The organism is Parasynechococcus sp. (genome assembly GCF_042954325.1).
GTDB lineage: Bacteria > Cyanobacteriota > Cyanobacteriia > PCC-6307 > Cyanobiaceae > Parasynechococcus.
The window spans coordinates 1-23,259 of the sequence record NZ_JBGKDS010000017.1 but is presented as its reverse complement, the minus strand read 5'-3'; the positions used below and the strand labels follow the sequence as shown (position 1 = coordinate 23,259).

General features: G+C 59.5%; 32 protein-coding genes. 16 read left to right on the top strand and 16 right to left on the bottom strand.

The window, feature by feature from the left end:
* Nucleotides 1-17 precede the first annotated feature (17 nt).
* The 3 genes from dnaG (at nt 18) to ACGVKB_RS02550 (ending at nt 2,684) form a co-directional block, all read left to right on the top strand.
* On the top strand, nt 18-2,060 hold the full coding sequence (gene dnaG, locus ACGVKB_RS02560; RefSeq protein WP_392349706.1) for a DNA primase: 2,043 nt from the start codon (nt 18-20) through the stop codon (nt 2,058-2,060).
* Between the two features lie 66 nt (nt 2,061-2,126).
* On the top strand, nt 2,127-2,384 hold the full coding sequence (locus tag ACGVKB_RS02555; protein ID WP_392349705.1) for a hypothetical protein: 258 nt from the start codon (nt 2,127-2,129) through the stop codon (nt 2,382-2,384).
* Nucleotides 2,385-2,387: 3 nt separating this feature from the next.
* On the top strand, nt 2,388-2,684 hold the full coding sequence (locus ACGVKB_RS02550) for a hypothetical protein (RefSeq protein ID WP_392349704.1): 297 nt from the start codon (nt 2,388-2,390) through the stop codon (nt 2,682-2,684).
* 21 nt (nt 2,685-2,705) lie between these two features.
* Here ACGVKB_RS02550 and ACGVKB_RS02545 read toward each other — a convergent pair whose 3' ends face one another.
* Together ACGVKB_RS02545 and ACGVKB_RS02540 are read right to left on the bottom strand one after the other, a co-directional pair.
* A complete protein-coding gene (locus tag ACGVKB_RS02545; RefSeq protein WP_392349703.1) occupies nt 2,706-3,989 on the bottom strand; it encodes a Y-family DNA polymerase in 1,284 nt (427 codons plus the stop codon).
* Between the two features lie 5 nt (nt 3,990-3,994).
* The gene (locus ACGVKB_RS02540; RefSeq protein ID WP_392349702.1) at nt 3,995-4,375 is read right to left on the bottom strand and encodes a LexA family protein; all 381 of its coding nucleotides are present in this window, start codon (nt 4,373-4,375) and stop codon (nt 3,995-3,997) included.
* Between the two features lie 121 nt (nt 4,376-4,496).
* Between ACGVKB_RS02540 and ACGVKB_RS02535 the strand changes: the two genes are divergently transcribed.
* On the top strand, nt 4,497-4,910 hold the full coding sequence (locus ACGVKB_RS02535) for a hypothetical protein (RefSeq protein WP_392349701.1): 414 nt from the start codon (nt 4,497-4,499) through the stop codon (nt 4,908-4,910).
* On the opposite strand, the gene ACGVKB_RS02530 is transcribed toward ACGVKB_RS02535, so the two are convergent.
* From ACGVKB_RS02530 to ACGVKB_RS02510, 5 genes are read right to left on the bottom strand one after another with little or no spacing between them, the layout of a single operon-like run.
* Complete coding sequence (locus ACGVKB_RS02530) at nt 4,880-5,473, bottom strand: 2OG-Fe(II) oxygenase (protein WP_392349700.1); 594 nt, start codon at nt 5,471-5,473, stop codon at nt 4,880-4,882. The two genes, ACGVKB_RS02535 and ACGVKB_RS02530, sit on opposite strands and share 31 nt — an antisense overlap.
* A gap of 2 nt (nt 5,474-5,475) precedes the next feature.
* A complete protein-coding gene (locus tag ACGVKB_RS02525; protein ID WP_392349699.1) occupies nt 5,476-6,309 on the bottom strand; it encodes a hypothetical protein in 834 nt (277 codons plus the stop codon).
* Nucleotides 6,310-6,363: 54 nt separating this feature from the next.
* Nucleotides 6,364-6,798 (bottom strand): 23S rRNA (pseudouridine(1915)-N(3))-methyltransferase RlmH, encoded by a 435-nt coding sequence (locus ACGVKB_RS02520; protein ID WP_392349698.1) that lies wholly within the window; start codon nt 6,796-6,798, stop codon nt 6,364-6,366.
* A complete protein-coding gene (locus ACGVKB_RS02515) occupies nt 6,795-7,217 on the bottom strand; it encodes a hypothetical protein (RefSeq protein WP_392349697.1) in 423 nt (140 codons plus the stop codon). Before ACGVKB_RS02515 ends, ACGVKB_RS02520 begins: the two co-directional genes overlap by 4 nt.
* 11 nt (nt 7,218-7,228) lie before the next feature.
* Nucleotides 7,229-7,717 carry a pentapeptide repeat-containing protein gene (locus ACGVKB_RS02510; protein WP_392349696.1) on the bottom strand — a complete coding sequence of 163 codons (489 nt, stop codon included), beginning with the start codon at nt 7,715-7,717 and terminating at the stop codon, nt 7,229-7,231.
* Nucleotides 7,718-7,777: 60 nt separating this feature from the next.
* Between ACGVKB_RS02510 and ACGVKB_RS02505 the strand changes: the two genes are divergently transcribed.
* From ACGVKB_RS02505 to ACGVKB_RS02470, 8 genes are all read left to right on the top strand, one after another.
* Nucleotides 7,778-8,149 carry a YraN family protein gene (locus ACGVKB_RS02505; protein ID WP_392349695.1) on the top strand — a complete coding sequence of 124 codons (372 nt, stop codon included), beginning with the start codon at nt 7,778-7,780 and terminating at the stop codon, nt 8,147-8,149.
* A 407-nt stretch (nt 8,150-8,556) separates the two neighbouring features.
* On the top strand, nt 8,557-9,381 hold the full coding sequence (rsmA, locus tag ACGVKB_RS02500; protein WP_392349788.1) for a 16S rRNA (adenine(1518)-N(6)/adenine(1519)-N(6))-dimethyltransferase RsmA: 825 nt from the start codon (nt 8,557-8,559) through the stop codon (nt 9,379-9,381).
* A gap of 13 nt (nt 9,382-9,394) precedes the next feature.
* The gene (ispE, locus tag ACGVKB_RS02495; RefSeq protein WP_392349694.1) at nt 9,395-10,327 is read left to right on the top strand and encodes a 4-(cytidine 5'-diphospho)-2-C-methyl-D-erythritol kinase; all 933 of its coding nucleotides are present in this window, start codon (nt 9,395-9,397) and stop codon (nt 10,325-10,327) included.
* 10 nt (nt 10,328-10,337) lie between these two features.
* Nucleotides 10,338-10,658 (top strand): DUF3082 domain-containing protein, encoded by a 321-nt coding sequence (locus tag ACGVKB_RS02490; protein WP_392349693.1) that lies wholly within the window; start codon nt 10,338-10,340, stop codon nt 10,656-10,658.
* A 183-nt stretch (nt 10,659-10,841) separates the two neighbouring features.
* Nucleotides 10,842-11,825 (top strand): pyruvate dehydrogenase complex E1 component subunit beta, encoded by a 984-nt coding sequence (locus ACGVKB_RS02485; protein ID WP_392349692.1) that lies wholly within the window; start codon nt 10,842-10,844, stop codon nt 11,823-11,825.
* A 4-nt stretch (nt 11,826-11,829) separates the two neighbouring features.
* Nucleotides 11,830-13,311: a protein translocase subunit SecD gene (gene secD, locus ACGVKB_RS02480; protein WP_392349691.1), complete on the top strand. Its 1,482-nt coding sequence runs from the start codon at nt 11,830-11,832 to the stop codon at nt 13,309-13,311.
* A 3-nt stretch (nt 13,312-13,314) separates the two neighbouring features.
* Nucleotides 13,315-14,298: a protein translocase subunit SecF gene (gene secF, locus ACGVKB_RS02475; protein ID WP_392349690.1), complete on the top strand. Its 984-nt coding sequence runs from the start codon at nt 13,315-13,317 to the stop codon at nt 14,296-14,298.
* Between the two features lie 10 nt (nt 14,299-14,308).
* Complete coding sequence (locus ACGVKB_RS02470; RefSeq protein WP_392349689.1) at nt 14,309-14,506, top strand: hypothetical protein; 198 nt, start codon at nt 14,309-14,311, stop codon at nt 14,504-14,506.
* On the opposite strand, the gene ACGVKB_RS02465 is transcribed toward ACGVKB_RS02470, so the two are convergent.
* From ACGVKB_RS02465 to mnmH, 5 genes are read right to left on the bottom strand one after another with little or no spacing between them, the layout of a single operon-like run.
* Nucleotides 14,500-14,721: a hypothetical protein gene (locus ACGVKB_RS02465; protein ID WP_392349688.1), complete on the bottom strand. Its 222-nt coding sequence runs from the start codon at nt 14,719-14,721 to the stop codon at nt 14,500-14,502. The two genes, ACGVKB_RS02470 and ACGVKB_RS02465, sit on opposite strands and share 7 nt — an antisense overlap.
* Nucleotides 14,722-14,766: 45 nt before the next feature.
* Complete coding sequence (locus ACGVKB_RS02460) at nt 14,767-15,768, bottom strand: AI-2E family transporter (RefSeq protein WP_392349687.1); 1,002 nt, start codon at nt 15,766-15,768, stop codon at nt 14,767-14,769.
* The gene (locus tag ACGVKB_RS02455; RefSeq protein ID WP_392349686.1) at nt 15,765-16,847 is read right to left on the bottom strand and encodes an AI-2E family transporter; all 1,083 of its coding nucleotides are present in this window, start codon (nt 16,845-16,847) and stop codon (nt 15,765-15,767) included. The genes ACGVKB_RS02460 and ACGVKB_RS02455 overlap by 4 nt, the downstream gene beginning before the upstream one ends.
* Nucleotides 16,844-17,239, bottom strand: a complete 396-nt coding sequence (gene psb28, locus ACGVKB_RS02450) for a photosystem II reaction center protein Psb28 (RefSeq protein ID WP_392349685.1) — start codon at nt 17,237-17,239, stop codon at nt 16,844-16,846. The genes ACGVKB_RS02455 and psb28 overlap by 4 nt, the downstream gene beginning before the upstream one ends.
* A gap of 24 nt (nt 17,240-17,263) precedes the next feature.
* Entirely contained in the window at nt 17,264-18,307 is a 1,044-nt protein-coding gene (gene mnmH, locus ACGVKB_RS02445; protein ID WP_392349787.1) for a tRNA 2-selenouridine(34) synthase MnmH, read from the bottom strand.
* 40 nt (nt 18,308-18,347) lie between these two features.
* On the opposite strand from mnmH, the gene ACGVKB_RS02440 reads away from it, so the two are divergent.
* Both ACGVKB_RS02440 and ACGVKB_RS02435 read left to right on the top strand, forming a co-directional pair.
* On the top strand, nt 18,348-19,052 hold the full coding sequence (locus ACGVKB_RS02440; RefSeq protein ID WP_392349684.1) for a GUN4 domain-containing protein: 705 nt from the start codon (nt 18,348-18,350) through the stop codon (nt 19,050-19,052).
* Nucleotides 19,053-19,150: 98 nt separating this feature from the next.
* On the top strand, nt 19,151-19,591 hold the full coding sequence (locus tag ACGVKB_RS02435; protein WP_392349683.1) for an ATP-binding protein: 441 nt from the start codon (nt 19,151-19,153) through the stop codon (nt 19,589-19,591).
* Here the strand turns inward: ACGVKB_RS02435 and ACGVKB_RS02430 are convergent.
* Entirely contained in the window at nt 19,583-19,846 is a 264-nt protein-coding gene (locus tag ACGVKB_RS02430) for a DUF6439 family protein (protein ID WP_392349682.1), read from the bottom strand. The genes ACGVKB_RS02435 and ACGVKB_RS02430 overlap by 9 nt on opposite strands.
* Before the next feature lie 73 nt (nt 19,847-19,919).
* Here ACGVKB_RS02430 and ACGVKB_RS02425 point away from each other — a divergent pair, with 73 nt between their 5' ends.
* Nucleotides 19,920-20,162 carry a hypothetical protein gene (locus ACGVKB_RS02425; protein ID WP_392349681.1) on the top strand — a complete coding sequence of 81 codons (243 nt, stop codon included), beginning with the start codon at nt 19,920-19,922 and terminating at the stop codon, nt 20,160-20,162.
* Here the strand turns inward: ACGVKB_RS02425 and ACGVKB_RS02420 are convergent.
* The 3 genes from ACGVKB_RS02420 to ACGVKB_RS02410 all read right to left on the bottom strand — a co-directional run bounded on the left by ACGVKB_RS02420 (nt 20,135) and on the right by ACGVKB_RS02410 (nt 22,799).
* Nucleotides 20,135-20,458 carry a copper-binding protein gene (locus tag ACGVKB_RS02420; protein ID WP_392349680.1) on the bottom strand — a complete coding sequence of 108 codons (324 nt, stop codon included), beginning with the start codon at nt 20,456-20,458 and terminating at the stop codon, nt 20,135-20,137. The two genes, ACGVKB_RS02425 and ACGVKB_RS02420, sit on opposite strands and share 28 nt — an antisense overlap.
* Nucleotides 20,459-20,534: 76 nt before the next feature.
* Nucleotides 20,535-21,608, bottom strand: a complete 1,074-nt coding sequence (locus tag ACGVKB_RS02415) for a class I SAM-dependent methyltransferase (RefSeq protein WP_392349679.1) — start codon at nt 21,606-21,608, stop codon at nt 20,535-20,537.
* A gap of 195 nt (nt 21,609-21,803) precedes the next feature.
* Nucleotides 21,804-22,799, bottom strand: a complete 996-nt coding sequence (locus ACGVKB_RS02410) for a matrixin family metalloprotease (RefSeq protein ID WP_392349678.1) — start codon at nt 22,797-22,799, stop codon at nt 21,804-21,806.
* A 274-nt stretch (nt 22,800-23,073) separates the two neighbouring features.
* Here ACGVKB_RS02410 and ACGVKB_RS02405 point away from each other — a divergent pair.
* A partial coding sequence (locus ACGVKB_RS02405) for a hypothetical protein (protein WP_392349677.1) occupies nt 23,074-23,259 on the top strand: 186 nt, incomplete at its 3' end.

Genomic DNA, 23,259 nt, shown 5'->3' with positions numbered 1-23,259 from the left:
TCGATCAGACTCCCCCCATGGTGAGTCCACGCCTGCATCCGCGCACCATCGACGCCGTCAAAGAGCGTGCCGACATCGTTGATGTTGTGGGTGAGCATGTTGTGCTCAAAAAAAAGGGACGAGAATTTGTTGGTGTTTGTCCTTTTCACGACGACACCAAACCATCGATGACTGTTTCGCCAGCGAAACAGTTTTACTATTGTTTCTCCTGTGGTGCTGGCGGTAATTCCATCAAGTTTTTGATGGAATTTCAACGGCAAAGTTTTAGCGATGTTGTTCTAGATTTAGCGCGTCGGTATCAACTGCCCGTTGAAACTGTCGAAGGGCCCCAGCAGGAACGTCTGCGCCAGCAACTGTCCCGGCGTGAGTCACTGCAGAAAGCCTTGTCCTTGGCGGCCGGTTGGTTTCGCAGTCAGCTGCTGTCGGATGGTGGCCGTGATGCTCTGCGCTATCTCACCGAAGAGCGTGGTTTTTCCCCATCGACGCACGAGGCGTTTGGTTTGGGTTATGCCCCGGACCAATGGGATGGTCTGCTGAATCACCTGACCCGTGTGGAAGGGCTCAAGGTTGAACTTCTGGAGGCTGCTGGTCTGGTCGTTCCCCGCAAGGGTGGTTCAGGTTTTTATGACCGCTTTCGCCATCGGGTCATCGTTCCGATCCATGATCGCCAGGGTCGGGTGATTGGCTTTGGTGGTCGCAGTTTGGATGGCAGTGAGCCCAAATATCTCAATTCGCCGGAAACAGAGATCTTCGAAAAAGGAAAGCATCTCTTTGGTCTTGATAAGGCGTCCAATGCCATCCGCAAAGACGACCGTGCGGTGGTGGTTGAAGGCTATTTCGATGTCATTGCCCTCCATGCCGCCGGTGTCACCAATGCGGTTGCCTCTCTTGGCACCGCCCTGAGCAGTCAACAGATCACGCAGCTCTCCCGCTGTACCGATCGAAAACGCATCGTTTTGAACTTCGATGCCGATGGAGCGGGGATCCGTGCCGCGAACCGAGCCATCGGTGAAGTCGAGCAACTCGCCCTTCAGGGTCAGCTGGAACTGCGCGTGCTTCACCTTCCCTCTGGGAAGGATCCGGATGAGTTCCTCCGTGATCACGGTTCCGGCGAGTATCAATCGTTGCTGGATCAAGCGCCGCTCTGGTTGGACTGGCAGATCGATCAGGTGTTGGCGGATCGTGATCTCAGCCAATCGGATCAGTTTCAGCAAGCGGTGAGTTCCCTCGTGGCGCTGCTGGGCAAATTGCCTCAGTCCGCTGTTCGGACGCATTACCTCCAGCGGGTTGCGGAACGTCTCAGTGGTGGCCAAGGCCGGCTTGCCCTCCAGCTCGAGGAGGATCTGCGCCAGCAGGTCAAAGGTCAACGTTGGCATGGCCGTTCCAGTCGCCATGAACAACCCGGTGAGGCCACGCAGCGTGAGCGCTGTGAAGCGGATCTTCTGCGGTTGTATCTGCACTGTCCCCGCCATCGCCCGGCGATTCGTCAGGAACTACGCCAGCGTGATTTGGAGGATTTCGCGCTTCAGCATCACCGTCTTCTCTGGGTGTCGATCACCGAGCTGGAGGAAACCAACCTTGGCAGTGGACGTCTGGAGGCGGTCAGTCGCGGCGACGATCCTGGCCATGAACTCGGTGATCTTGATCTACCCAGCCTTCTCACCGATCAACTCTTGCTGGAGAACAGCCCGTTGTTCTCTCGTCTCACCCCTTTGCTTGAGCCCGGTGAACTCCAGCGTGTAGCCCTCAGTGATCCGCTGGTGCAACTCCGTGGAACCGCAGCGTTGCTGGAACGGCAAAAAAGTCTGAAACGCTGCCGTCATCTCCTCGAAGCCTGGAGTGGACAACGTCTTGAAACGTTGGAGCGTTGTATTGCCCGTTTGATTGAACAGGAGCAACAGGATCCGTCGTCATCCAATGATGCGGAACGACGTATTGATCAGTTGTTTGATGAGCTGAATCATGATGCTCTGAACTATCAAGAGCTTTATTATTCCGAGAGGAAACATATTGCTTTTCTTGATCAACAGCGTTGTGGTGGTTTCCCCGCATCCGCCTGACGTTGTCGCTGACCAAGCGCTTCTGTGTTGAACTGTCTTCAGGGTTGTCATCGGTGTTGAAGCGCCATGTCTGAATTCTTCGAAGCCATCTGGCAGGGCGAGGGTGTTGGTGATGGTGGTGATCTCGACGAAGCGTTGCAGGCTTATCTGGTGGTCAAGCCCGAGGACGGTGACTGGCCTCAGGCTTGGGCGGCAGCCAGCATCAAGCCCCACGTCGAACGGTTCGCCTCCTTTGATGCCTATCTCGATAACGCCGATCCACTGGAACGGATTGACGTGACCGCAGAGATGATCATCGATGCTCTGGCTCAGTTGCCGACCTGATTCATGTCTGATGCCCGTCTTGATTTCTCAGCGCTTGAGCAGGTGAATCACCTGTGGCCCGCCTTCGTTGAGCGACTCGGATCCGATAAGGCCCAGCAGGCTGTTCGTCAGGCCCTTGATTTGCAAGGCATGCGTGGTCATCCGGGCTCGTTGCCTGTTTTGTTCGTGGAAACCTGCGGGCTGGCTTTGGCGAGTTCCGATCTTGTGCGCGAGCAGACTGGTCTCAATGCCCATGGGGTTCGCATGGTCTTGCTGATCAGCACCCGTGAGCAAGCGCTTCAGTTGTTGCAACAGGCCTGAACCGTTCCGGGTCTCACCGGCTTAGCGATCGGCATGGACGATCGGCACATCGCTGAGTCGGGTGGTCGCACTGTGGCTGAGGCGTCCGCGGCGCATCGCCCAGGTCGGTGTCAGTCCGCAAGCGGCCCATTGCACGGTGCCGCGTCCGTAGCGGCGGTTCAGTTGGTCGATGGTGGACATCAGGCTGTCGCGCTTGTGCTGCTCAATCCCCTCGCAGGGGGTCATCAGGTGATGCTGCAGGTGATGGTGGCCCTGAAGGTGCTGCATCAGGACGCCTGCCTTGGCCAGGTGGCGGTGGGGTTGAAAAATACGTGACACCAAGGGCATCGCGGCCTTCAGCAGGGCCGTGGTGTCATTGCTGGGTAAATCGAGATGTGTGCTGGCGGCCTGGCTATAGAAGGCGGTCGGCTGGAAGGGACTGGTGCGTGTGTACACCGTCAACGCCCCTGCCAGCTGTTGCTGTTGTCGCAATTTCTCCGCAGCGCGCACCACATAGCTGGCGATCGCCTGTTGCAGTTCGTCCAGCGAACTGATTGGTCGGCTGAAGCTGCGACTGACGCAGGTTTCCCGCTTGGGAGCGGGTGCCAACGTCAGGGGGAGGCAGGCGTGGCCTTGCAGTTCCCGCTGCAGGCGCAGGCCGACAATCCCGGCTTTGGCCCGCAGTTCTCCGCTGGGCATGTCCCGCAGCTGTCGCGCGTTGATGACGCCCCGCAGCCGGCACCAGCGCGCCATCTTGCGACCGATCCCCCAGACATCGTCAATCGCGACGGTTTCGAGCCAATGATCCGGTGTCTGGCACTGTTCCAGGTCGAAGATCCCGGCATGCGCCGGTACGGCCTTGGCCAGGTGGTTGGCGAGTTTGGCTTGGCCTTTGCTGGCTCCCAGGCCAATGGCAATCGGGAGTCCGAGATCGCGTCGGACCCGTGCACGTAGCTGTTGGGCCCATGCCTGCAGATCACCATTCGCCGGACGACTCAGGCGTCCGAAGGCTTCATCGATGGAATAGATCTCGAGCTCTTCACAATGCGCTTCCAACACACTCATCAGCCGCTGGCTCATGTCGGCGTACAGCGCGTAATTCGAGCTGCGCACGATCACGCTTTGCTGTTCCAGTTGGCGACGGGCTTTGAAGTACGGCGTACCCATGGCGATCCCGAGTGCGCGGGCTTCGGCGTTCCGGGCGACGATGCAGCCGTCGTTGTTGGACAGCACAACCACGGGCCGACCGATCAAGGACGGGTCAAGGCTTTGTTCGCAGGAGGCGTAGAAATTGTTGCCATCGATCAACGCCGTGGCTTGCGGCATGGCTGTCAGAGCGGATGGATGACATGAATGGCGACGCCCCAGATCTGCACGTCATGGCTGTCGTGCAGCTCGAAGGGGGGGTAGTCCGGATGGGCGGCCTCCAGCCTCAGTCGGCCGCGATGCCGGGTCAGCCGCTTGAGCGTGAAGGCGCCATCAAGAATGGCCACCACGACCCGGCCCGGCCGTGGATCCATCCCTCGATCCACGACCAGTAGGTCTCCGTCATGGATTCCCGCCCCCGTCATCGAGTGACCACTCACCCGGAGAAAAAACGTGCTGGTGGGGTGACGAATCAGCTGTTCATTGAGGTCGATGCCGACCTCCACATAGTCATCCGCCGGGGAGGGAAAGCCAGCGGCAACCCGCTCTTCCGCGAGAGGCAGCATCAGGCACTGGCGCCTCGAGCGCAATGGGAGCGGCTGGTGCTGGACGTCCACAGAACAATGCCGTCAGTTAATTGAATAGTACAAGTGTTCTACTCGCTTGGGTTGGTGCGTTCCGGCGAGGATGGCCTCGATTGCAACGGCGTCTGTGGCTGACTCTCCTTATCTCGTCGCGTTGGCCTTGTGTGAGCAAGGTGGACGGCGGCTGATGCCGTTGGCGGGTCGGTCGCAGCAGGTGGTCGCTGCGGGCGGTGAGGCGCCTGAGGTGCTGGGTCATGCCCTGGCTCTGGAGCTGTTGCTGCGGGTCTGGCAGCGCAGCGATGACGGCGCTCTGTCCCGGGCGGCAGCCTCCTCGAGCCTGCTGCTGGTTGAGCTGCCGATGGATGCCTTGCCGGAGCAGCTGCCTGCGCTCAAGGCGGATTGGCTGACCAGTGGCGACACCGACGCTTGCCTGCTTGCGTTGAAGGGCATCGCCCCGCGGGCTTGGGCGATGTCGGTGGCCAAATTTCAGCCGGTCGCACTCACACCGCTTTGGTGAGGCCAAGCATTGGCGGCCACGGAATAGCGCTCGCCCTCCAAAGGGTTGATGCGATGCAGCAGGCCGGGTGAAAACACCACGAGCCGATTCAGAACAGGAGGAATCGTGATCACAGACCGGAACTGAGGCAGGGGGCCACGGCTGCCGTTCTCGATCGGTGGATGGTCCGCCAGTAGCAGTTCGCCGCCGGAGCAGCTGACATGTGGATAAAACACCGTGGACATCAAGGGCAGGACATAGCGGCCGCTGCGCTTGCCTTCGGCTTCGTCTTTATCGATGTGCCAATCGAGGTCGTTGTTGGTGTTGCACCACCATTCGATGTCATATGTGCCGTGAAGAAATAACGACAAAACGGGCTGCAGTTTGTGGGATAAATAGTGATCAATCGCTGCGATGGCCTCTGGGGTATGGGGCGACCGTTCTCTCTTCGGGGCGTGGGGGGACCACCAGCTGAACAACTCATCGCCACTGAGGTTCTCACGCAGTTCAGCATGGTCATCGCAGACCATCTTGAGGCGCAGGAGCTCTGGCTCTGGAAGCACATTGTCGATGATGTGAAGCATGATTAGTTGTCGTTCTTGGCTTCCTGTTGAAGGGTCTGGAGGTACTCCAGGGCGTCGAGATTGGATGCTCTGGCGATCTTTTTGAATCCAAAGCAGTCTTCTCTTCTGAGGCTCCGTTTGATCATGGCCTGTGAAACCTTCTTGTTTTTAGGTGCCTTGATCAGTGGTGGTTGAAAGGCGCAATCAGGGCCTTCTAAATACCTCAAGATGGTTGGAATGGCGATTTCAGTCACCGGCCAGTGACGTTTGGGATGTCGTTCGAGGTAGTTGTTGTCGAAGTAGTGGTTGTAGATCACGCCAAAGGTTTTGAACACGCTCCAGGGCATATAGGCGCCGCAGACGCGTCCGATCCGCAGGGCCGATGGATCGCCATCGAGCAGTTCTTTGACCAACCTCTGAATGCGTGGATCAGCGGTGGCCTTGGTCGTCCATTTCCAGCGGCCGTTCGTTCCACGAAAGGGTTTATCTCCGCAACCAATGCGGTGGTTCTTCAGCCGAGCTGTTGTTGCACGGGAAAACAGCAGGTCCGTATCGGTGTGGATCAGAACGGCATCCGAGGCCAGCGCATCGGCCAACACCGCCTTGATCAGTTCCGACAGGGCATAGGCGGTGCAGGGACGCCAGGTGGGGCGGGAGCGTCGGGTCAGGACGATGCTGTGCTGCTCGCGCTCGGCGAAGGCCAGTAGCTCATCGCCCAGCGTCGGGCTGCTGTCCTGGGAAATGTGCAGGTAGTGGCGTAGTTCGCAGGGAGCGAGGAAGGTGCGGTAGTTCTCCAGCTGACGGGCGATGTGGTCAATCGACTGCCCATGAACTGGTGAAAGCAGAGCCAGGCGCATGGGTGGGAGAGGAGTCCGGCAAACCCTAAGGAGAGGGGGGACGGACGGCCAGCCTCATTCGCGGTGGTAGGGACTGCCTTGACGGATGGCCTGGGCGCGGAAAAGCTGCTCGATCAGCATCAGGCGAGCCAGCTCATGGGGAAAGGTCATGGGCGACAGGCTGAGTTGCCAGCGGGCCTTGGCCTTCAAGGCTGGCGTTAAGCCATCGGCGCCACCGATCACGAAGGCGATCCGCTCATTCCCCAGTTGTTCCAGTCGCTGGGAAAATCGAATCGAGGACAGGGTCTCGCCCTGCTCCATCAGAGCGACCAGGGTTTCATCCGGGCGAAGGGCGGCCTGGATCGCCTCGGCTTCTTTGTCCGGTGTGCTGTCACGCAGTTCGGTGATGCTGAAGCCGGGCAGGCGTTTCAAGTAGACGTCGATGCCGTCCTGAATCCAGCCACGGCGGACTTTCCCGACGGCCAGGATCCGGCAACGGCTGGGATTCAACGCTCGTCCTCGTCGTCTTCCAAGAGCAATTGGCCGAAGGCCACATAGAGGCTCTCCTCCTCGCTTCCCGGACTGACGCGGGGACGGGTGGGTCGGGTGGTTTTGCCTTTGCCTGTCCGACCCGTCGGCGGTGGAGGCAATTGCTCGCTCTGGATCGGTTGTGCCAGAGGATTGGCCCGCTGCGGATTCCGCCGCTGTTCGAGCTCCTTGAGCCGATGCAGGAGATGCTCCGGTACGGTCCCATCCGCACTCGCCTCCATCAGCTCCCGAAACAGCGCGTCTGGGTCCTCCTCCGTTTCGACTTTGTGAAGCGGGCGCTTGGTTCTGGTTGTCGCCTTGGGCTCAGGGTCGGGCAGAGGCTGGGGCAGCTGTCGCCCGAGCTCCTGAAGCCGTTGCAGGCTGCGGGGATCAAAACTCATGGCAGTGGATTTCAGGAACAACCGAGGGTGGAACGGGTGTCCCGACCGGTGACCGGATTGGTGCCGCTGGCAGCGGCGCACAAGCTTTTGAGTTGATCACCGCGCATCGGAACATCGGTGAAATCAGCCCCGGTGATCGTCACATCCTTGAACCGGGTGTTGAAGGCGAAGGCGCCTTCAAGCACGGCATCGTTCAGGTTGGTTCCGGTCATCACGGCGGCGTCCAGGGTCGCTTCGCGGAGATCGGTGCCGTGCAGATCAGCGTCCTGCAACTTGGCGCCGTAGAGGCTGGCCCCACGCAGATCGGATCCGGAGAGATTGGCTTCGCGGAGATTGCTGAGGTTGAAGGTGGCACCCCTGAGATCCCGCTCGGAGTAGTCAGCACCAATCAGGACCTGTTTGGCCACATCCATGGCGGCATGGACACTGCGTACGGGCAGCAGCATCAGCGGAAGAATCAAGACCGCGGCGGTCAGAGCAGCCAGGAATCGTTGGCGCATCACAGCCTTACGACAGTGGCTGAACCCTAGGGCGCCTGTTACGGCAGGGGAATTCTTCCGTTGCCGACGGGACGCGAAGAAGTGACCAGAGAGCGGGGTGCTCAGGCGGAAGCCCGGGTCTGCAAGCTTCTGCAGGCCTGGGGTTGGCGGTTGCTGGACCGCAATTGGATCTGTCGTTGGGGTGAGCTGGATCTGGTGATGCTGAAGGCAGAACGGCTCCTTGTTGTGGAGGTCAAAGGGCGTGGTTCACCGGCCAAGGCCTTGCGTTCGGTTGATCGCCGCAAACGCCGCCGGATCGCCCGGACGATTGATTGCTGGCGAGCTCAACACCCCGACTGCGGGAGCCATTTGTTGGAGGTCAAAGTCGCTGTGGTTCCCTTGCCTCCCGCGGCGGGGCCGGTCCGCTGGATCGGGGTGGAGCACCTGGACTGATGGACCGTCTGTGGTGACCGGTTCAGGCTGTTGGCGGGGGCGTGGCTGTTGGCGGTTCTGCTCAGCACTGATGCGGATGCTGGCGGTGATCGCGTCCCGACAGGCATTGGGCCTCGATCGGCCATGGACGCAGATGAAGCCCTGCCGTCCGAATGAGGCCCAACCCTGACCCTGCTCAGCGGCCAGGGCCGGACTCGGAACCGTCAGAAGCAGCAGCAGAGCATGGATCGGGACTGGCTGCGACATGGCTGGACCCCTGTGCGCGTTGGTTTGGTTTAAACCGCGGCAAGGGGAGCGCTGCGTTGAATCGTGTGAGAGCTGGCTTCAGATGTCCTGAGTGGATCGTCCGGCGGCACGACGGGTGCGTCGTGGCTGATGCTCCGTCGTTGCTGATGCACAGTGAAGCCATGGGTTTTTCAGGACATCAGGCACGGAAACGCTTCGGTCAGCACTGGTTGCGTGATGCATCGGTGCTGGCCTCGATCATCGAAGCCGCCGAGCTTCAGCCGGAGGACCGCGTGCTCGAGGTTGGCCCGGGTCGTGGTGTGCTCACCGAACGTTTGCTGGCCACTGATGCAGCTGTGGTTCAGGCGATTGAGCTCGACCGTGATCTGGTCGCTGGTCTGACCGAACGCTTCTCCACGGACCCTCGCTTTCATTTGCATCAGGGCGATGTCCTCGAGGCGCCGCTGGTGCTCCCGGACGGCATGGCCGCCACCAAGGTGGTGGCCAACATTCCATACAACATCACGGGGCCTTTGCTGGAGCGCCTGATCGGGCGACTCGATCGTCCGGTGGATCCGCCCTATCAACGCCTGGTGCTGCTGGTGCAGAAAGAGGTTGCTGAACGGATCCGTGCCCGACCTGGCCAGAGCTGCTTCAGCGCCCTCAGTGTGCGGATGCAGCTCTTGGCGGACTGCCGCAGTGTCTGTCCGGTTCCACCCCGTTGTTTCCAGCCGCCGCCGAAGGTGCAGTCGGAGGTGATCGCTTTGGATCCATACCCAGCCGAGAAGCGCTTGGATCTCGCCCGGGCCCGTCAGGTGGAGTCGTTGTTGAAGCAGGCGTTTCTGAGTCGCCGCAAGATGCTGCGCAACACCCTGGCCGGTGTTGCCGAGCCCGAGCGATTGCAGACGGTTGCGGCGTCGGCCGGCATCAGTCTTCAGCAACGTCCCCAGGAGATCTCTCCCCAGGCCTGGGTGGCTCTGGCGAAGGGTTTGAATCAGGGCGACTAACGGCTGGATCCCGATGAGCACAATCACGGTGACAGCACCGGCCAAGGTGAACCTGCATCTGGAGGTGCTGGGCCTGCGGCCGGACGGCTTCCATGAACTGGCGATGGTGATGCAGAGCATCGACCTCGAGGACCGTTTGAGTTTCCGTAATCGCGCTGATGCTCAGGTGGTTCTGAGCTGCGATGACCCATCCCTGAGTCTTGGTGAGGACAATCTGATCGTTCGGGCGGCACGGCTGCTGCGGGATCGATCTGGGTTCAGCGAGCTGGGGGCCACGATTGATCTCACCAAGCGCATTCCGATCGGCGCCGGCCTGGCCGGTGGCTCCAGTGACGGCGCGGCCACGTTGGTGGGCCTGAATGAGCTCTGGGGCTTGGGGCACAGCCGCCAACAGCTTGAAGCGTTTGCGGCGGAGCTGGGATCCGATATGCCCTTCTGCGTCTCCGGTGGTCGTCAGCTCTGTTTCGGGCGGGGCGAACGGCTGGAACCCTGCGCCACCGTTCACACCCCTCTAGCGGTGTTGCTGGTGAAGGATCCAACGGTGAGTGTGTCGACCCCTTGGGCCTACAAACGTTGCCGGGAGCTGAATGGTCCGACCTATCTCAAGGGTGAGGAGGCCTTTGAACAGCGCCGTGAGGATCTGCGTTCCGCCAGATGGTTAAAGCAGCTGGCGGCGGACTGCCCGCCGCCGCTGCGCAACGACCTCCAGCCGGTGGTGGAACCGGAAACCAAGGCTGTGCAACAGGCGCTGAAGCTGTTGCATCGCCTGCCGTCCCCACTGGCCGTCGCCATGAGTGGTTCCGGGCCCAGTTGCTTTGCCTTGATGCCGAGCATGGACGCCTGCGAACAGGCCCGTGATCAGCTGGCGGAGGCCTTCGCTTCCGCTGGCCTGCGGGCCTGGTGCTGTGCCCTGCAGCCGGACGGCGTCACGATCCAAGTGGAGTGAGAATGCAGGGATGAATGATTCCGTCGACTCCCCATCCGACGTGTCGGATCAACAACCGCGGAAAGGTCCGCTCAGTTTTTTCTCCGGTGCTCTCACCGCTGGTGTTCTGGCCTGGTTGGCCTTGGGGTTAAGCAAGCGGATGGTGGTGTATTTCGCCATGCACCCGCCGCATTACAGCTCCCCGATTGCGCAGAACATCGCGGTCACGCTCAAGACGTTGCTGGTGGGGCTGTCGTTTTTGGCCACGTTCAGTACGGCGTTTGTCGCCCTGGGATTGACCCTTGTGTTTCTTCGCAGTCTTTTCACTGGGCAGGACCGGAACCCTGCCTAGCGTCAGCGCATCGGATCTGATGTCGGTGACTCCTCACGATCTCGGCCAGTTGGTGCTTCTGCTCTCGCCGGCCATGTTGCTGTCAGTGCTGTTGCTGTTCACGTTTGCGGCTGGCGGCTGACCCAGCGGTGACTGAGATAGCTTGGCTTCACCACCCGGATTGGCCGGGATCACTGTGACGCCGTGGCAGGAACACTTCTCTTCAACGCCCTCCGGGAAGCCATCGACGAGGAGATGGGGAGAGACCCCCACGTCTGTGTGATGGGAGAGGACGTCGGTCACTACGGCGGCAGTTACAAGGTCACCAAGGATCTGGCGGAGAAATACGGCGACCTCCGCGTTCTGGATACTCCAATCGCTGAGAACGGCTTCACAGGGATGGCCGTGGGCGCAGCGATGACGGGTCTTCGACCGATCGTTGAAGGCATGAACATGGGATTTCTGTTGCTGGCCTTCAACCAGATCTCCAACAACATGGGGATGTTGCGCTACACCAGTGGCGGCAACTTCACGATTCCCACCGTTGTCCGTGGTCCCGGTGGCGTGGGGCGCCAGCTCGGCGCTGAGCACAGCCAACGTCTTGAGGCTTATTTCCACGCGGTTCCGGGGATCAAGATCGTCGCCTGCAGCACTCCCACCAATGCCAAGGGGCTGATGAAGGCAGCCATTCGGGACAACAACCCGGTGTTGTTCTTTGAGCACGTGCTGCTCTACAACCTGAGCGAAGAGTTGCCGGAGGGAGAGTTCACCTGTGCCCTCGATCAGGCTGACATCGTCCGCGAAGGCTCGGATGTGACGATCCTGACCTACTCACGGATGCGTCACCATTGCCTCAAGGCCGTTGAACAACTGGAGGCTGACGGCATCAGCGTGGAGCTCATCGATCTGATCAGCCTCAAGCCCTTCGACATGGAGACGATCAGCCGCTCCATCCGGAAGACCCACAAGGTGATTGTGGTTGAGGAATGCATGAAGACCGGTGGCATCGGGGCTGAACTCATCGCGTTGATCACCGAGCAGTGCTTCGATGATCTCGATTCCCGTCCGATCCGGCTGTCCAGTCAGGACATCCCGACGCCCTACAACGGTGCGCTTGAAAACCTGACGATCATCCAACCCCATCAGATCGTTGAGGCGGCTCAGCAGATCGTGCGCCAGGGACTCTGAATTAATGGCTCGTCAACAGGGCTGGTTCGCCCTCGTGCTTGCGCTGGCGATCGCGTCAGCATCACTGCTGTTCACAACACCGCTCCAGTTAGGTCTGGATCTGCGTGGCGGTAGCCAGATCACTGTGGAGGTTCAGCCCGCCGGGGAGATCACCCGAGTCGGTGCTGAACAGCTGGAGGCGGTGAAGGTCGTCCTCGACAGGCGTGTGAACGGCCTTGGTGTGGCTGAATCCACCCTGCAGACCGTGGGAGACAACCAGCTGGTGCTGCAACTCCCCGGCGAACAGGATCCGACCCGTGCGGCACGGGTCCTCGGTGACACGGCGTTGATGGAGTTCAGGTCCATCAGCGAGGGTGCGGAAACCGACTTCCGTCGCCTGCAGAGTCTGCGCACCCAATCCGAGTCTGTCCTCGCCCTGCGCGAAGAGCAGGAACGCCGCGGTGAACCCCTGGCCGAACTGGATGAGAACCAACTCGCAGAAGCGCGGTCGAGTCTCGGCGTTTCCAATGCCGACGGCACGGATAACGAACAGCTCCGACGTCTGATCGAGAAGGTGGACGAGCAAATGCTCTCGTTGCTGACGCCGACGGCATTGACCGGCAAGGATCTGGTCAGTGCCGGTCGTCAACCGCTTCAGAACAACCCGAGCAATTGGGAAGTCACGCTCAATTTCAATGCTGAAGGGGCCGAGGCATTTGCGGCTCTCACCAAGTCGATCGCTGGCACCGACCGCCTTCTGGCCATTGTTTTGGATGGTGAGGTGATCAGCGCCGCCAGTGTCGGACCGCAATTCGCCACGGCTGGTATTTCCGGGGGAGCCGCCACGATCAGCGGCAATTTCACGGCGGAAGCGGCCCGTGAATTGGAGGTGAAGCTGCGGGGTGGATCCCTTCCCTTACCCGTCGAAGTGCTGGAAGTGCGCACCATCGGACCCACTCTCGGCGCGGAAAACATCCGCCGCAGCTTGATGGCTGCCTTGTCCGGACTGGCCCTGGTGGCTGTGTTCATGGTGATTTTGTATCGCCTGCCTGGGGTGGTGGCCGTCGTTGCTCTCAGCCTTTACGCATTGTTCAACCTGGCGGTGTATTGCCTGATCCCGGTCACGTTGACGCTCCCGGGCATCGCCGGTTTCATCCTCAGCATCGGCATGGCTGTGGATGCCAATGTTCTGATCTTTGAGCGGATTAAGGATGAATTGCGTCGCGGCAATACCCTGATCCGTTCGATCGACACCGGTTTCTCCCAGGCCTTCACCTCGATCGTGGATGGTCACCTCACCACCCTGATCAGCTGCTCAGCGCTGTTTGTGCTGGGGACAGGATTCGTCAAAGGCTTTGCGGCAACACTGGGAATCGGCGTTGTTCTGAGCCTGTTCACGGCCCTGACCTGTACCCGGACCTTGCTGCGCTTTCTGATGGGCTATGCCGGCCTGCGGCGACCTGCCAATTTTCTGCCCCTTCGGCAGCTGTCCTCTCCTTCCGTCTGATCCATGGCTGTCTCGCCGTCGCCTTCCGCCACTGGAGCCAACGGGGGGCGATCCATCCCCCTCAGCCGTTCTCGAAACCGGGTTTGGCTGGTGTCCGCTGTCGTGGTGCTGATCAGCATCCTGGGCCTTGTATTCAGCACGGTTCAGCTGGGAACGCCCTTGCGTCCTGGTCTGGATTTCACCGGTGGTACACAGATTCAGTTGGAGCGTGATTGCGGGGAGACCTGCTTGGACCTTCAGGTGTCTTCCGTCTCAGAAGCCCTTTTGGGTTTGGATCTTCCCTCGAGCGCCGAAGAGCCCCTTCCCAAACTCAGTGCGACCCGTGTTCAGTTGCTCGATGGTGGCGAATCGCTGTTGTTGCGTTTGCCCACCTTGAGTGCAGCCCAGGGTCAGGGAGTGATCACGGGTTTGGCGGATGTGGCCGGTCCTTTCGTTGAGGGTGGTCAATCGGTCGACACGATCGGCCCGTCGCTGGGAAGCCAGTTGCTGCGCAGCAGTCTGGTGTCGCTGTTGGTGGCCTTCGCCGGAATTGCGGCCTACATCACCATTCGCTACGACGGTCGCTTTGCCTTCCTTGCCTTGGTGGCCCTGGCCCATGACGTCGTCATTGTCTGCGGGATCTTTGCTTGGTTGGGCCTCGGCATTCAGCTTGAAGTCGACAGCCTGTTCGCTGTGGCACTGTTGACGATCGCTGGCTATTCGGTGAACGACACGGTCGTCGTGTTTGATCGCATCCGTGAGCGCAGCCGCGCCAATGCTCAATTGCCCGTGTCTCAGCAGGTCGATCTGGCCGTGTCAGCGACGCTGACACGGACCCTCTACACCAGTGGCACAACGCTCTTGCCACTGCTGGCTTTGATCTTCTTCGGGGGCCTGACTCTTTACTGGTTTGCCATTGCCCTTGCTTTAGGGGTTGTGGTTGGTAGCTGGTCCAGCATTGCCCTGGCTCCCTCCTTGCTCACCCTGTGGGATCGCGGCAGTGCGTGATCCGTCATCGATGCGGGGAGGGCGCCGCACGGCAGCCCGTTGGTTCCCCGCATTGTTGATGGCACTGGCGCTCCTGGATCTCCGGACTGAGCTGCTGTTGCTCGTGGATCATTTCACGGTTACATCGCTTGTTTTTACCGTGCGATACCACCTTCTGGCCGTCGTTGTTTTGAGTGCCTCAGGCTCACTTTGGCGGCGTTATCAGTGAAGGTCTGCTGATCCGAATTCCTTCCAGATCGAATTCCAGGTTTGACGTTTAATTTCCTCATTCCATTCCCCTGAGGTGTGGGTACTGCTCCACCAGGACTCAAACAGATCCTGCGCCTCTTCGAAGAGCGAATCAACGTCAAGGTTGTCCCGTTTGAGATCGAGAACAGCTTGTCGTAATTCCTCGTAGCGCGAAAAATTGAAGATGTAATCCATAGGGCCGTCAGCCTCATGGTCACCGTATTGGATGGTTGCACCGATTCAGGTCCAGCGATCCATCACCTGTTGAACCACAACGGTCTGCATTACCACCTGCATCACCACAACAAGCGGCAGCGCCAGCAACACACCTGGCAGGCCCAGTAGGGCTCCCAGGCTGAGTTGAGCGGTCAGGGCAACCGTTGGCAGCAGGTTGACCGTGCGTCTGAGCAGCAGAGGCGTGAGCAGGAACGCTTCGACGTTCTGAAGAATCAGTCGGAAGACGAGCACGGATACCACCAGCTCGGGCGATTGGAGCAGTGCCAATCCGGCTGGCAACAAGGTGGCGGCGGTGGGGCCAATCGTGGGGACAAAGGTCAACAGTCCGCAGATCAGGGCGCTCAACAGGGCCAACGGTGCGTGGAGGAGAGCGAGGCCAGCCCAGGTCAGCAGAAAGACGGTCGTTGCGGAAATGGTCATCCCACTCAGCCAGCCGCCGAGGGCTAAACGGCAGTCGTGAAGCAGGCGCGTCATCGACTGCCGTGCCGGTCGGGGTGTGATGGCCAGCACCATCCCTTGGTGCGCGTCGGGATCCAAGGCCAACAGCACAGCCAGCAAGATCACGAGGAAAACCTGGATCAACGTGTTGGCGGCTCCGCCGGCGAATCCAAGCAATTGGGCGCCGATCGGTTGCAGACGATCCAAATTCCATTCACCGACCCACCCTTCCGTGAATCCGCTCAGTCGGGGATCGGCGTTGAGCAGTGAAGACACCTTCTCAATCAATTGCGGCAGATCCTTGCCGAGCTGCTGAACCTGTTCAATCAGTTCAGGAACCAGCAGTTGCCCCAGCACGGTGGCACTGATCACCAACAGTCCCAGGACGACCACCAGGGCCTGAGGCCGTTGCAAACGACTCTTCGATTGAACCAGTGCAATCAGCACATCCAGTGCAACGGAGACCACCACGGCACTGAAGACAATGAGGAGGACCCAGCGCAGGTTCCATAGCAGCAGGGTCAGCACGACCGAGAGCAGGGCCAGCAGGACGGTTGGAACGGTCATGCGTTGCCCGATGAGAACTGCTTCTTCCAGGGATCGAGAAGGTCACGGATCACGACTTCCCGAATCAGCACCTGCAGCACGACGGCCATCGGCAAGGCCAGCAGCAGACCGAGTGGACCAAAAATCACGGTGAACAGAAACTGGGCGGCCAGCGTGAGGCCAGGCAGCAGTTTCACCTGGTGGTGCATCACCGATGGTGTGATCAGATAGCTCTCGATGTTCTGAATCAGGACATAGCTGCCGAGCACCGCCGCCGCTTTCCACGGAGCGTCCAACAAGGCCACAGCCATTGGGAACACCGTGCTGATGGTGGGACCCACGTTGGGGATCACATTCAGCAGCCCAGCGATCAATGCATTAGCCAGCACAAGCTTGACGCCAAGAAGGGAGAGCGCGATGCCGCAGAGCAAAGCCACCGCCAGGGAGCTGATCAGAACCCCAACCATCCAGCTGCTGAGGGCCTCGCCCATCTGATGCAAGATCTGCCGGGCCCGTCGCCGATAAAACGAGGGCACCAGCTGGAGCCCAACGCTCCGGTAGGACTCCGGTTGAACGCTGATCATCAGGGCAACGGCAACCACAAACAGCAGTTGCAGCGTGCCGCTCCCGACATTGCCGGCGATGCCGAGAAGACCGATCAGTCCTGTTCCAACACCTGAGGCCAGCGTCGGGGCGTCGGGGATGAGAGAAAGGTTGCCCGTGCCCATCGCATTGAGATCGGGCAGCGCATCCGCTCCGTAGATCGCATCGCTGATGCGGTCGAGACCACCCAGGCCCAGCTCCATCAGGGCACTGGCCGCCTTCGGCAGTTTGGTCAGCAACAGTGAAAATTCGTCGATGAAGGGGGGAACCACAACGGCTGTGGTGACCCCAAGGATGCACAGCAGACCAACCAGGCAGAGCACAAGAGCCAGTGGGCGAGGCATCGATCGACGCTCACGCAGGCTGCCCACCAACGTGCAGAGGGCCATGGCTAAGACCAGGCCCGCAAACAGCAACAGCAGGAACTGACGAAGGCTCCAGAACAACAGCGAAACCGCAATCAGCGCTGCTAGAGCCAACCAGTTCGGCAGTGTCACCCTTCGTCTGTCGAAGCTGCGTCAGTCTGATCGGAATCCTGGTTCTGTGAATAGCCAAGGCCGTTGGATGCGGCATAGCGTTCTGCAAAACGCATGAAGCGTTCAAAATCCTCGAGGGTTTTCCAGGTGTAAGTGGCTTCCAGGGCACTGGGTTTGCCGTTGATGAACTTGCCGTTCACTTCACGGGTCACCATGGAACCCTCTTCATCAACCATCCACATTCCGGCGATGGCTCCGAGGGTCTCAGGGGCCAGGGCCTGGGGTTGTTCAAACACGAAAGTCGCTTGACCGGTGCGACCGTCACGGCTGCGGGTCAGCCGGATGTCAGCGACGACGGGTTCATTCACACCACGGAAGAACTGAATTGCGGCGCCTGTTCCTGCTTCAGCCATGACTCGCCATGAAGAGGGGCGATCCTAGGGGGAGAGTGGAATCAATCCGCGTTCGGTCAAGATTCCCGCAGCTTCATCAGCACTGAGACCGCTGATGTCGATGCTTTGGCGCTGGGGTGACCTGGACAACTCGTGGTCGTAACAGCGGTCGTAGTAATCGAGCATCGCTCGGCATGCGGTGTCCCAGTCCGCCACAGCGATCGCATCCATGGCCTGTTTTGTGCGTTGGGGGCCCAGTCGTCGGCTGATCCGGAGGGTCGCCTCGCCCAGGCCTTCAGCACCTTGTTCGCCATAGACCTGAACCAACTGGCGCACGCGATCGTCGAGATTGCGCTGGATTTCGAGCACCGGCGCCGCACTCATCTGGTCGAACAACGCCTTCGGGATCCGGCAATGCCCCACCTGAATGCTTTCGGCTTCGAGCCAGATCTGCTGGCTTCCTTGCCCATGGAGAGTCTGCAGGGCTTCCGCCAATCGATTCTCGTAATGCTCTGTGCTCGGTTGGGCGGGGAGCCCAAGACCGCCAAAGCTGCTGCCACGGTGATGGGCGAGGCCTTCGAGATCCACAACCCCCACCCCCCGACGTTGGAGTGCCAGCAGGAGATCGGTTTTACCCGTTCCGGTGCGACCTCCCATCAGGTGGATGGGCCATTGGTGTTCAAACCGGCTTTGCGCCCAGCGTCGGTAGGCCTTGTATCCACCCTCCAGAACCACGGGGGACAGGTCGAGCAGGTCAGCGAGCCAGGCCACGCTTCCCGAGCGCATGCCACCTCGCCAGCAGTAGATCCGCAGCGGGCCCTCCGATGCGCTGGCTTGCAGCTGCTCGGCGAGGGCGGCCAGTTTCGGGCCGGTGAGGCTGAGGCCCAGTTGGATCGCTTGTTGACGGCCTTTCTGTTTGTAGGTCGTGCCGACCTCCGCCCGTTCGTCGTCCGTGAACAGGGGAATGTTCAGCGCTCCAGGCCAATGGCCTTTGGCGAATTCCGACGGGCTACGGACATCCACCACCGGACCAGCCAGATCACGCAGGACCTCGATCGATTCGCGACGGACGTTGGCCATGCCTGACATAGTGGGCCAACGACGATCCAGACAGGGCCGGTTGCCCGTCATGCTTTCCGGTTCTTCCCCCTCAACGACCCTCAGTGCCGAGCAACTGCTCGATCGCTTTGCGACTGGCAGCCCTCGGCAGCGCCGCAACCTGATCCGCAGCATTGAGTCCCGCGTGGATGAGCTTGCGGCCTTGGGTCCAGCTCTTTTTCAGCCCTTTGATCCCAACGCTGACGATTGGGCCGTCGGTTGGATCCTGCAGGTGTTGCGCCGACATGCTCCGGAGGGTGCACCGACGAGCAGCTGGCTGGAAACGCCTTCGGGGGTTGGAATCGATTACGACCCTCTTCAGCAGCATCTCCTGGCTGAGGAATACGAGGAGGCCGATCGGATCACCAGTGCTCTCCTTCGTCAGCTCGCCGGAGAACAGGCGGTGCGGCGTGGCTATGTGTATTTCAGTGAAGTCGCGCCGATGTCCGGTGTGGATTTGACGACCCTCGACCGGCTCTGGCTCGTTTACTCACAAGGTCGGTTTGGCTTCACGGTTCAGTGGCGACTGTTGCAGTCGTTTGATGGCCGCTACGACCAGCTTTGGCCGCGGATCGGCTGGAAAAACGAGGGTGTGTGGACCCGATATCCCGGGGCTTTCGATTGGAGCCTCAAGGCCCCTGAGGGGCATATGCCCCTGATCAATCAACTCAGGGGTGTTCGATTGATGGATGCCTTGCTGAACCACCCTGCCCTGGTGGCCCGCCGCCCGACTTGAACAAGTTTTGGACAGTGGGTTTTCAGCCACTCTGAAACCGGTAGGTTCGGAACAGGTCGGTCGTTGCGCACCTTGGCGGTTTCCAGTCAGCGATCGTTATGCCTGTTGTGAGTGGTTTGCTTCCGCGGGTTCCAAGGCAGCGTCTGCGTTGGGAGGAGTTCATCCTTCCCAGCACGCTTCAATTGGCACCGCTGATGGAGCTGTTGGTTGAACCGGTCAGCTGTGATGTCACCAGCCAGCGCATTCAGCTGGGGTTGCATGAAGCCCTGGTGAATGCCGTGCGTCATGGCAATCAACACAATCCTGAGAAGCGCCTGCGGGTGCGACGGGTGCTCACCCCGAACTGGCTGATCTGGCAGGTTCAGGATGAGGGCCGGGGGATGCCGTGTTCAGCCCGTTGTGGCGCCTTGCCCGAAGAGGCTGATGCCCTCAGTGGTCGCGGAATGTTTCTGATCCATCAATGCTTTGAAGATGTGCGGTGGAGCCGCCGTGGGAATCGGCTGCAACTGGCTTGCCGCCGTCCCCAGCGCTCATCCTGATGAACGGTGGGGGCAGCCCGGGTCCTTGAGCTCTCCCTGCAGCCAACCGATGGCCTGGTGGGCCAGAGCCTGACTTTCGTCCATGGATCCGTCCTGGATCAGGTTCACCAGAGCAGCGGAGAGCAGCTCAGCAGCGCGTCGCTTCCGATCGGTTTTGAGACGATGCCAGTCGCGGTCTCCGATCCGTAGTTGGTGGTGGAGCTGTCCGGCAAGGTCGGTTGTGTCCTGTGACCAGGACGGTGTCGACGGGGTCATGGCTGGGTGGTGCTGGCTCTAACTTTGCCCATAGGAGTGTGGTGAACGGGTGCCTCAACGTCGGTTGACATGGATGCACGCTGTGTCGCGTCTGCTCGTTCAAGGGCAGGTTCAAGAGCGGACGTCCCGTTCAGCGGCGACCCGGAGATGGTCGCAACGGCAGAAAGCTGCCCAGCGTCTGCTGGATCAGCCGATCAAGGGTTGGTTGCAACCCAAACGGGATGGGGAGCGATTCTGGCGATCGCTGCGCTGGGGTGGCGCTGGAATGCTGCTTGGTTGGCTGTTGTCTCAGGCGACCAATTCAGGTCGTTCCTGACCAACGACCACCAGGGATGTCGGCTGCTCCGATGTTGCATCTTCGAGCGGCGCGTAGGCGCGGTCGCTGTTGTTCTGAAGGTCCTGACCTTTTAACCAGGCGTGGTGCAGGGCACGCCTGCGGCGGTCCTCCGCCAGGACCAACCGATCAGCTGCTGAATGGGGGGTTTCCCCTGGAAGAACAGCGGTGCGAATGCAGATGCCAAATCCATGGGCTTCGACCTGGACATGGCCTTCCATCAGAACGATCTGAAAGGTCCAACCCTGCAACCAACGCAAACGGAAGGGATTGCTCATGAATTCCCTACCTCGGATCTCGGCTCACCATATGGCGTTGACCGACGTCCGCAAGGGAGGTTGTCAGGGTTCCCGCTCACACGTGGGCGACGATCGGCTTACGCGCTGACCAAACGCGGGTCATGAAATGGGACTCTGCGGTGATGGCTTCAAAGCCTGCATCCCTGAGGCGGGCATCGATGTCATCCGCGATGTAGTCCCGGTAATAGGGCTCATGGAACACCCGACGGAAGTTTTCCATGGCTGTGCTGAATTGCGGTGAATCAGCCAGTTGAACGGAATCTGCGATCACCAGAACACCACCGGGCTCCAGAACGCGCCAGGCGTCATTGATCACGTTCTGACGTGCCTCACCGGGCAGCTCATGGAACAGAAAAACGCACGTTGCGCCTTGGATGCTGTTGGAGGCCAGTGGCAACTCCTCCGCATTGGCGCGGACCAGTTGGACCAATCCTTGATTGCCGGCGTTGAGCCAGCGGTTGGCTTGCCGTAGATAGGCCCCTGATAGATCCGTTCCGGTCAGCTCCGCATGGGGCAGTGCCCCCCTGATCTGATGCAGTGTTCGGCCCGTGCCCGTGGCGATGTCCAGGATGCGAAGGCTGGCCGGAGCGCGATCACTGAAATGGCGCAGAGCTCGCTTCAGCGGGGCGATGACTCGACGTCGCATGGCATCGGCGGTGCCGTTGAACAAAATCTCCACCTGAAGGTCGTAGAGCTCGGCGGAGTGATCGCTGAGGTAACCGTCGGTCTGGTGGTGGAAGTTCTGGAGGTAGTAGTCCGGATAAAGGGACGGTTCGGTGTCGTTGGGCAGATCGCGGACATTGCGCTGTTGCCGCCGGGACCACGTCGATGGAAGGTCCAACCACACCTGTGGATAGCGGCTGGCCCAGTCCAGCCATGGGGCATCGAACAACAACTCGGTTGGGTACACACCACGCTCGGCCTCGTCCCAGTCGCGCTCCTCGAGGGCTGCCATGGATCCGCGAAGTTCTTTCAGCAGATCAGCGGGGATGGCCTCCGTTTTGGGTACAGCATCCGGGGCCATCAGCTCCATGAGCTTCGTGCTGAGCTCCTTGTGGGCCAGTCCGGCAATGCTTTTACCCTGCTGCAGGGTCTGATACGCAAACTTGCTGAGGGGCGTCGACGCCATAGGAGCTCTGGACGAACACCCATTTCAACAAAAAAAGCCTTCCCCCGGAGGATGGGGGACGTTGATCGGCGGAGTCACAACGGGAGAGGTTCCAGTCGAGACGACAACCGTTTGGCTGTTGCTCCTGAACGATGCATCGCGGTGAGGCCGATGGATCCGATCTGCCGGCATGACCTCATGCCTGGTGAAGTGGGTTTAAAAGAGAAATCTGTCTTCGATGAAGAATTCAATTTCTCCCTTGATTTCAATGTAGTAATTGTCCTTCCGGTCTGAGATGTAGGTCCAGCCATTGTCAAATTCATAAAAGAGTTTTTGTGGAAGATCGATCACATCAATCTCATCCTTTCCGATTTCAAAATCCATGATGATTGCGTAACCATTTGGATCGGCAATTACCCTGTCATGCCCTGGGCCCGTCTTGATGATGTCGCCCCGTTGCCCCGAACTGCCGGGATAAATCCAGTCGTCGCCGCGTTTGCCGATCAGTTTGTCGTCGCCATCTTCTCCGTAGAGGTCATCGTTGTTACGTGTCCCTCTGATCTTGTCGTTGCTACTGCTTCCAAGTGATTGCTTGATCAGTTGAAAACCATTTCCGCCGAAATCGCTTTCTTCGCCCCAAATCGTTTGTAATGCCTCAAGATCTGTCTCTGAGTACCAGCCATCCCACGTTGCCTCGTCGTAGTTGTAGGACATCACCGTGTCTGAACTGTTCCAGGCCGGATGTCTCGGTTGTTCTAACGGGTGAGACAATCCCAGTGAATGTCCAATTTCGTGGATGATGATGTATTTTTCGAATGTGCTGAGCGAAGCATCGTTGTTGCTCTCTTTCCAGAAAACGTCCCAGTAACTCAGTGATTCGGTGTCGTGATCACGCACTTCTCCGGCTGTGTCATTTGCCCAGTCTTGATGTGAGTAGACCGAATAAATATCGAGGATCGTGCCTTCGTTGTTGTCATTGCGTTCAAAGTCGATGTCGATCAGAGGATCAAGTCTCGCAAAGACACTGTCGATAAAGCTTTGGTCCTCCGCAGAGCTTCCCGCCGATGTGTAGACATAGCCATCTTGGCCCGTACGCTCGCCCTCGTCCTCGTGAATGTAGTAATTGAGTAATGTGTTATTCGGGCCGAGCCCCCATTGTGTATGGGTCGTAAAGCGATCACTGATCAGATAAGAAGGGTAGATGGATTGCATCAATGCGACCAAGGTGCTGATCTAAATTTAGGTTCTAGACCTCTTCGGTGATGAGGAATTTTCTTTTTCTTATGATAAGTGTGTTTTTTTTTTGATTCCATTGAGCGGAGTCTTCGCGAGCCAAAAGACTCGCCGGTGTCACGTGTTCGCGCGATGGTGATTCCACCGCCGCCGAGGGGATCTCTGCGCGAGGGCGTGAGTGTTGTCGATCCTTTGAGGTCAAAGCTCCATGTCGGATGGATGGCTAAGGTTTTTTAGCTCTCGATGTAAGGCAATGTCCATTTCGCCTGAAATGCAAATCAAGTTGGATCGCATTGAATCGCTGATTGAAAATGGTTACAGCCTTCAGAAAAAATGGGGGTATTACCCCGATCTCCAGAATTCATCGGGAAAATCCATTAATATTTTTGGCCCTCTCTTCCGACTGTCCGGTCCTGCAGGGTTCTCTTGGGTCGCTTTT

What these genes read in the sequence shown, in the direction of transcription:
- dnaG (WP_392349706.1), top strand. Translation starts at nt 18, where the DNA reads ATGGTGAGTCCACGCCTGCATCCGCGCACCATCGACGCCGTCAAAGAG.
- ACGVKB_RS02555 (WP_392349705.1), top strand. Translation starts at nt 2,127, where the DNA reads ATGTCTGAATTCTTCGAAGCCATCTGGCAGGGCGAGGGTGTTGGTGAT.
- ACGVKB_RS02550 (WP_392349704.1), top strand. Translation starts at nt 2,388, where the DNA reads ATGTCTGATGCCCGTCTTGATTTCTCAGCGCTTGAGCAGGTGAATCAC.
- ACGVKB_RS02545 (WP_392349703.1), bottom strand. Translation starts at nt 3,989, where the DNA reads ATGCCGCAAGCCACGGCGTTGATCGATGGCAACAATTTCTACGCCTCC.
- ACGVKB_RS02540 (WP_392349702.1), bottom strand. Translation starts at nt 4,375, where the DNA reads ATGCTGCCTCTCGCGGAAGAGCGGGTTGCCGCTGGCTTTCCCTCCCCG.
- ACGVKB_RS02535 (WP_392349701.1), top strand. Translation starts at nt 4,497, where the DNA reads ATGGCCTCGATTGCAACGGCGTCTGTGGCTGACTCTCCTTATCTCGTC.
- ACGVKB_RS02530 (WP_392349700.1), bottom strand. Translation starts at nt 5,473, where the DNA reads ATGCTTCACATCATCGACAATGTGCTTCCAGAGCCAGAGCTCCTGCGC.
- ACGVKB_RS02525 (WP_392349699.1), bottom strand. Translation starts at nt 6,309, where the DNA reads ATGCGCCTGGCTCTGCTTTCACCAGTTCATGGGCAGTCGATTGACCAC.
- ACGVKB_RS02515 (WP_392349697.1), bottom strand. Translation starts at nt 7,217, where the DNA reads ATGAGTTTTGATCCCCGCAGCCTGCAACGGCTTCAGGAGCTCGGGCGA.
- ACGVKB_RS02510 (WP_392349696.1), bottom strand. Translation starts at nt 7,717, where the DNA reads ATGCGCCAACGATTCCTGGCTGCTCTGACCGCCGCGGTCTTGATTCTT.
- rsmA (WP_392349788.1), top strand. Translation starts at nt 8,557, where the DNA reads ATGGGTTTTTCAGGACATCAGGCACGGAAACGCTTCGGTCAGCACTGG.
- ispE (WP_392349694.1), top strand. Translation starts at nt 9,395, where the DNA reads ATGAGCACAATCACGGTGACAGCACCGGCCAAGGTGAACCTGCATCTG.
- ACGVKB_RS02490 (WP_392349693.1), top strand. Translation starts at nt 10,338, where the DNA reads ATGAATGATTCCGTCGACTCCCCATCCGACGTGTCGGATCAACAACCG.
- secD (WP_392349691.1), top strand. Translation starts at nt 11,830, where the DNA reads ATGGCTCGTCAACAGGGCTGGTTCGCCCTCGTGCTTGCGCTGGCGATC.
- secF (WP_392349690.1), top strand. Translation starts at nt 13,315, where the DNA reads ATGGCTGTCTCGCCGTCGCCTTCCGCCACTGGAGCCAACGGGGGGCGA.
- ACGVKB_RS02470 (WP_392349689.1), top strand. Translation starts at nt 14,309, where the DNA reads ATGCGGGGAGGGCGCCGCACGGCAGCCCGTTGGTTCCCCGCATTGTTG.
- ACGVKB_RS02465 (WP_392349688.1), bottom strand. Translation starts at nt 14,721, where the DNA reads ATGGATTACATCTTCAATTTTTCGCGCTACGAGGAATTACGACAAGCT.
- ACGVKB_RS02460 (WP_392349687.1), bottom strand. Translation starts at nt 15,768, where the DNA reads ATGACCGTTCCAACCGTCCTGCTGGCCCTGCTCTCGGTCGTGCTGACC.
- psb28 (WP_392349685.1), bottom strand. Translation starts at nt 17,239, where the DNA reads ATGGCTGAAGCAGGAACAGGCGCCGCAATTCAGTTCTTCCGTGGTGTG.
- mnmH (WP_392349787.1), bottom strand. Translation starts at nt 18,307, where the DNA reads ATGTCAGGCATGGCCAACGTCCGTCGCGAATCGATCGAGGTCCTGCGT.
- ACGVKB_RS02440 (WP_392349684.1), top strand. Translation starts at nt 18,348, where the DNA reads ATGCTTTCCGGTTCTTCCCCCTCAACGACCCTCAGTGCCGAGCAACTG.
- ACGVKB_RS02435 (WP_392349683.1), top strand. Translation starts at nt 19,151, where the DNA reads ATGCCTGTTGTGAGTGGTTTGCTTCCGCGGGTTCCAAGGCAGCGTCTG.
- ACGVKB_RS02430 (WP_392349682.1), bottom strand. Translation starts at nt 19,846, where the DNA reads ATGACCCCGTCGACACCGTCCTGGTCACAGGACACAACCGACCTTGCC.
- ACGVKB_RS02425 (WP_392349681.1), top strand. Translation starts at nt 19,920, where the DNA reads ATGCACGCTGTGTCGCGTCTGCTCGTTCAAGGGCAGGTTCAAGAGCGG.
- ACGVKB_RS02420 (WP_392349680.1), bottom strand. Translation starts at nt 20,458, where the DNA reads ATGAGCAATCCCTTCCGTTTGCGTTGGTTGCAGGGTTGGACCTTTCAG.
- ACGVKB_RS02415 (WP_392349679.1), bottom strand. Translation starts at nt 21,608, where the DNA reads ATGGCGTCGACGCCCCTCAGCAAGTTTGCGTATCAGACCCTGCAGCAG.
- ACGVKB_RS02410 (WP_392349678.1), bottom strand. Translation starts at nt 22,799, where the DNA reads ATGCAATCCATCTACCCTTCTTATCTGATCAGTGATCGCTTTACGACC.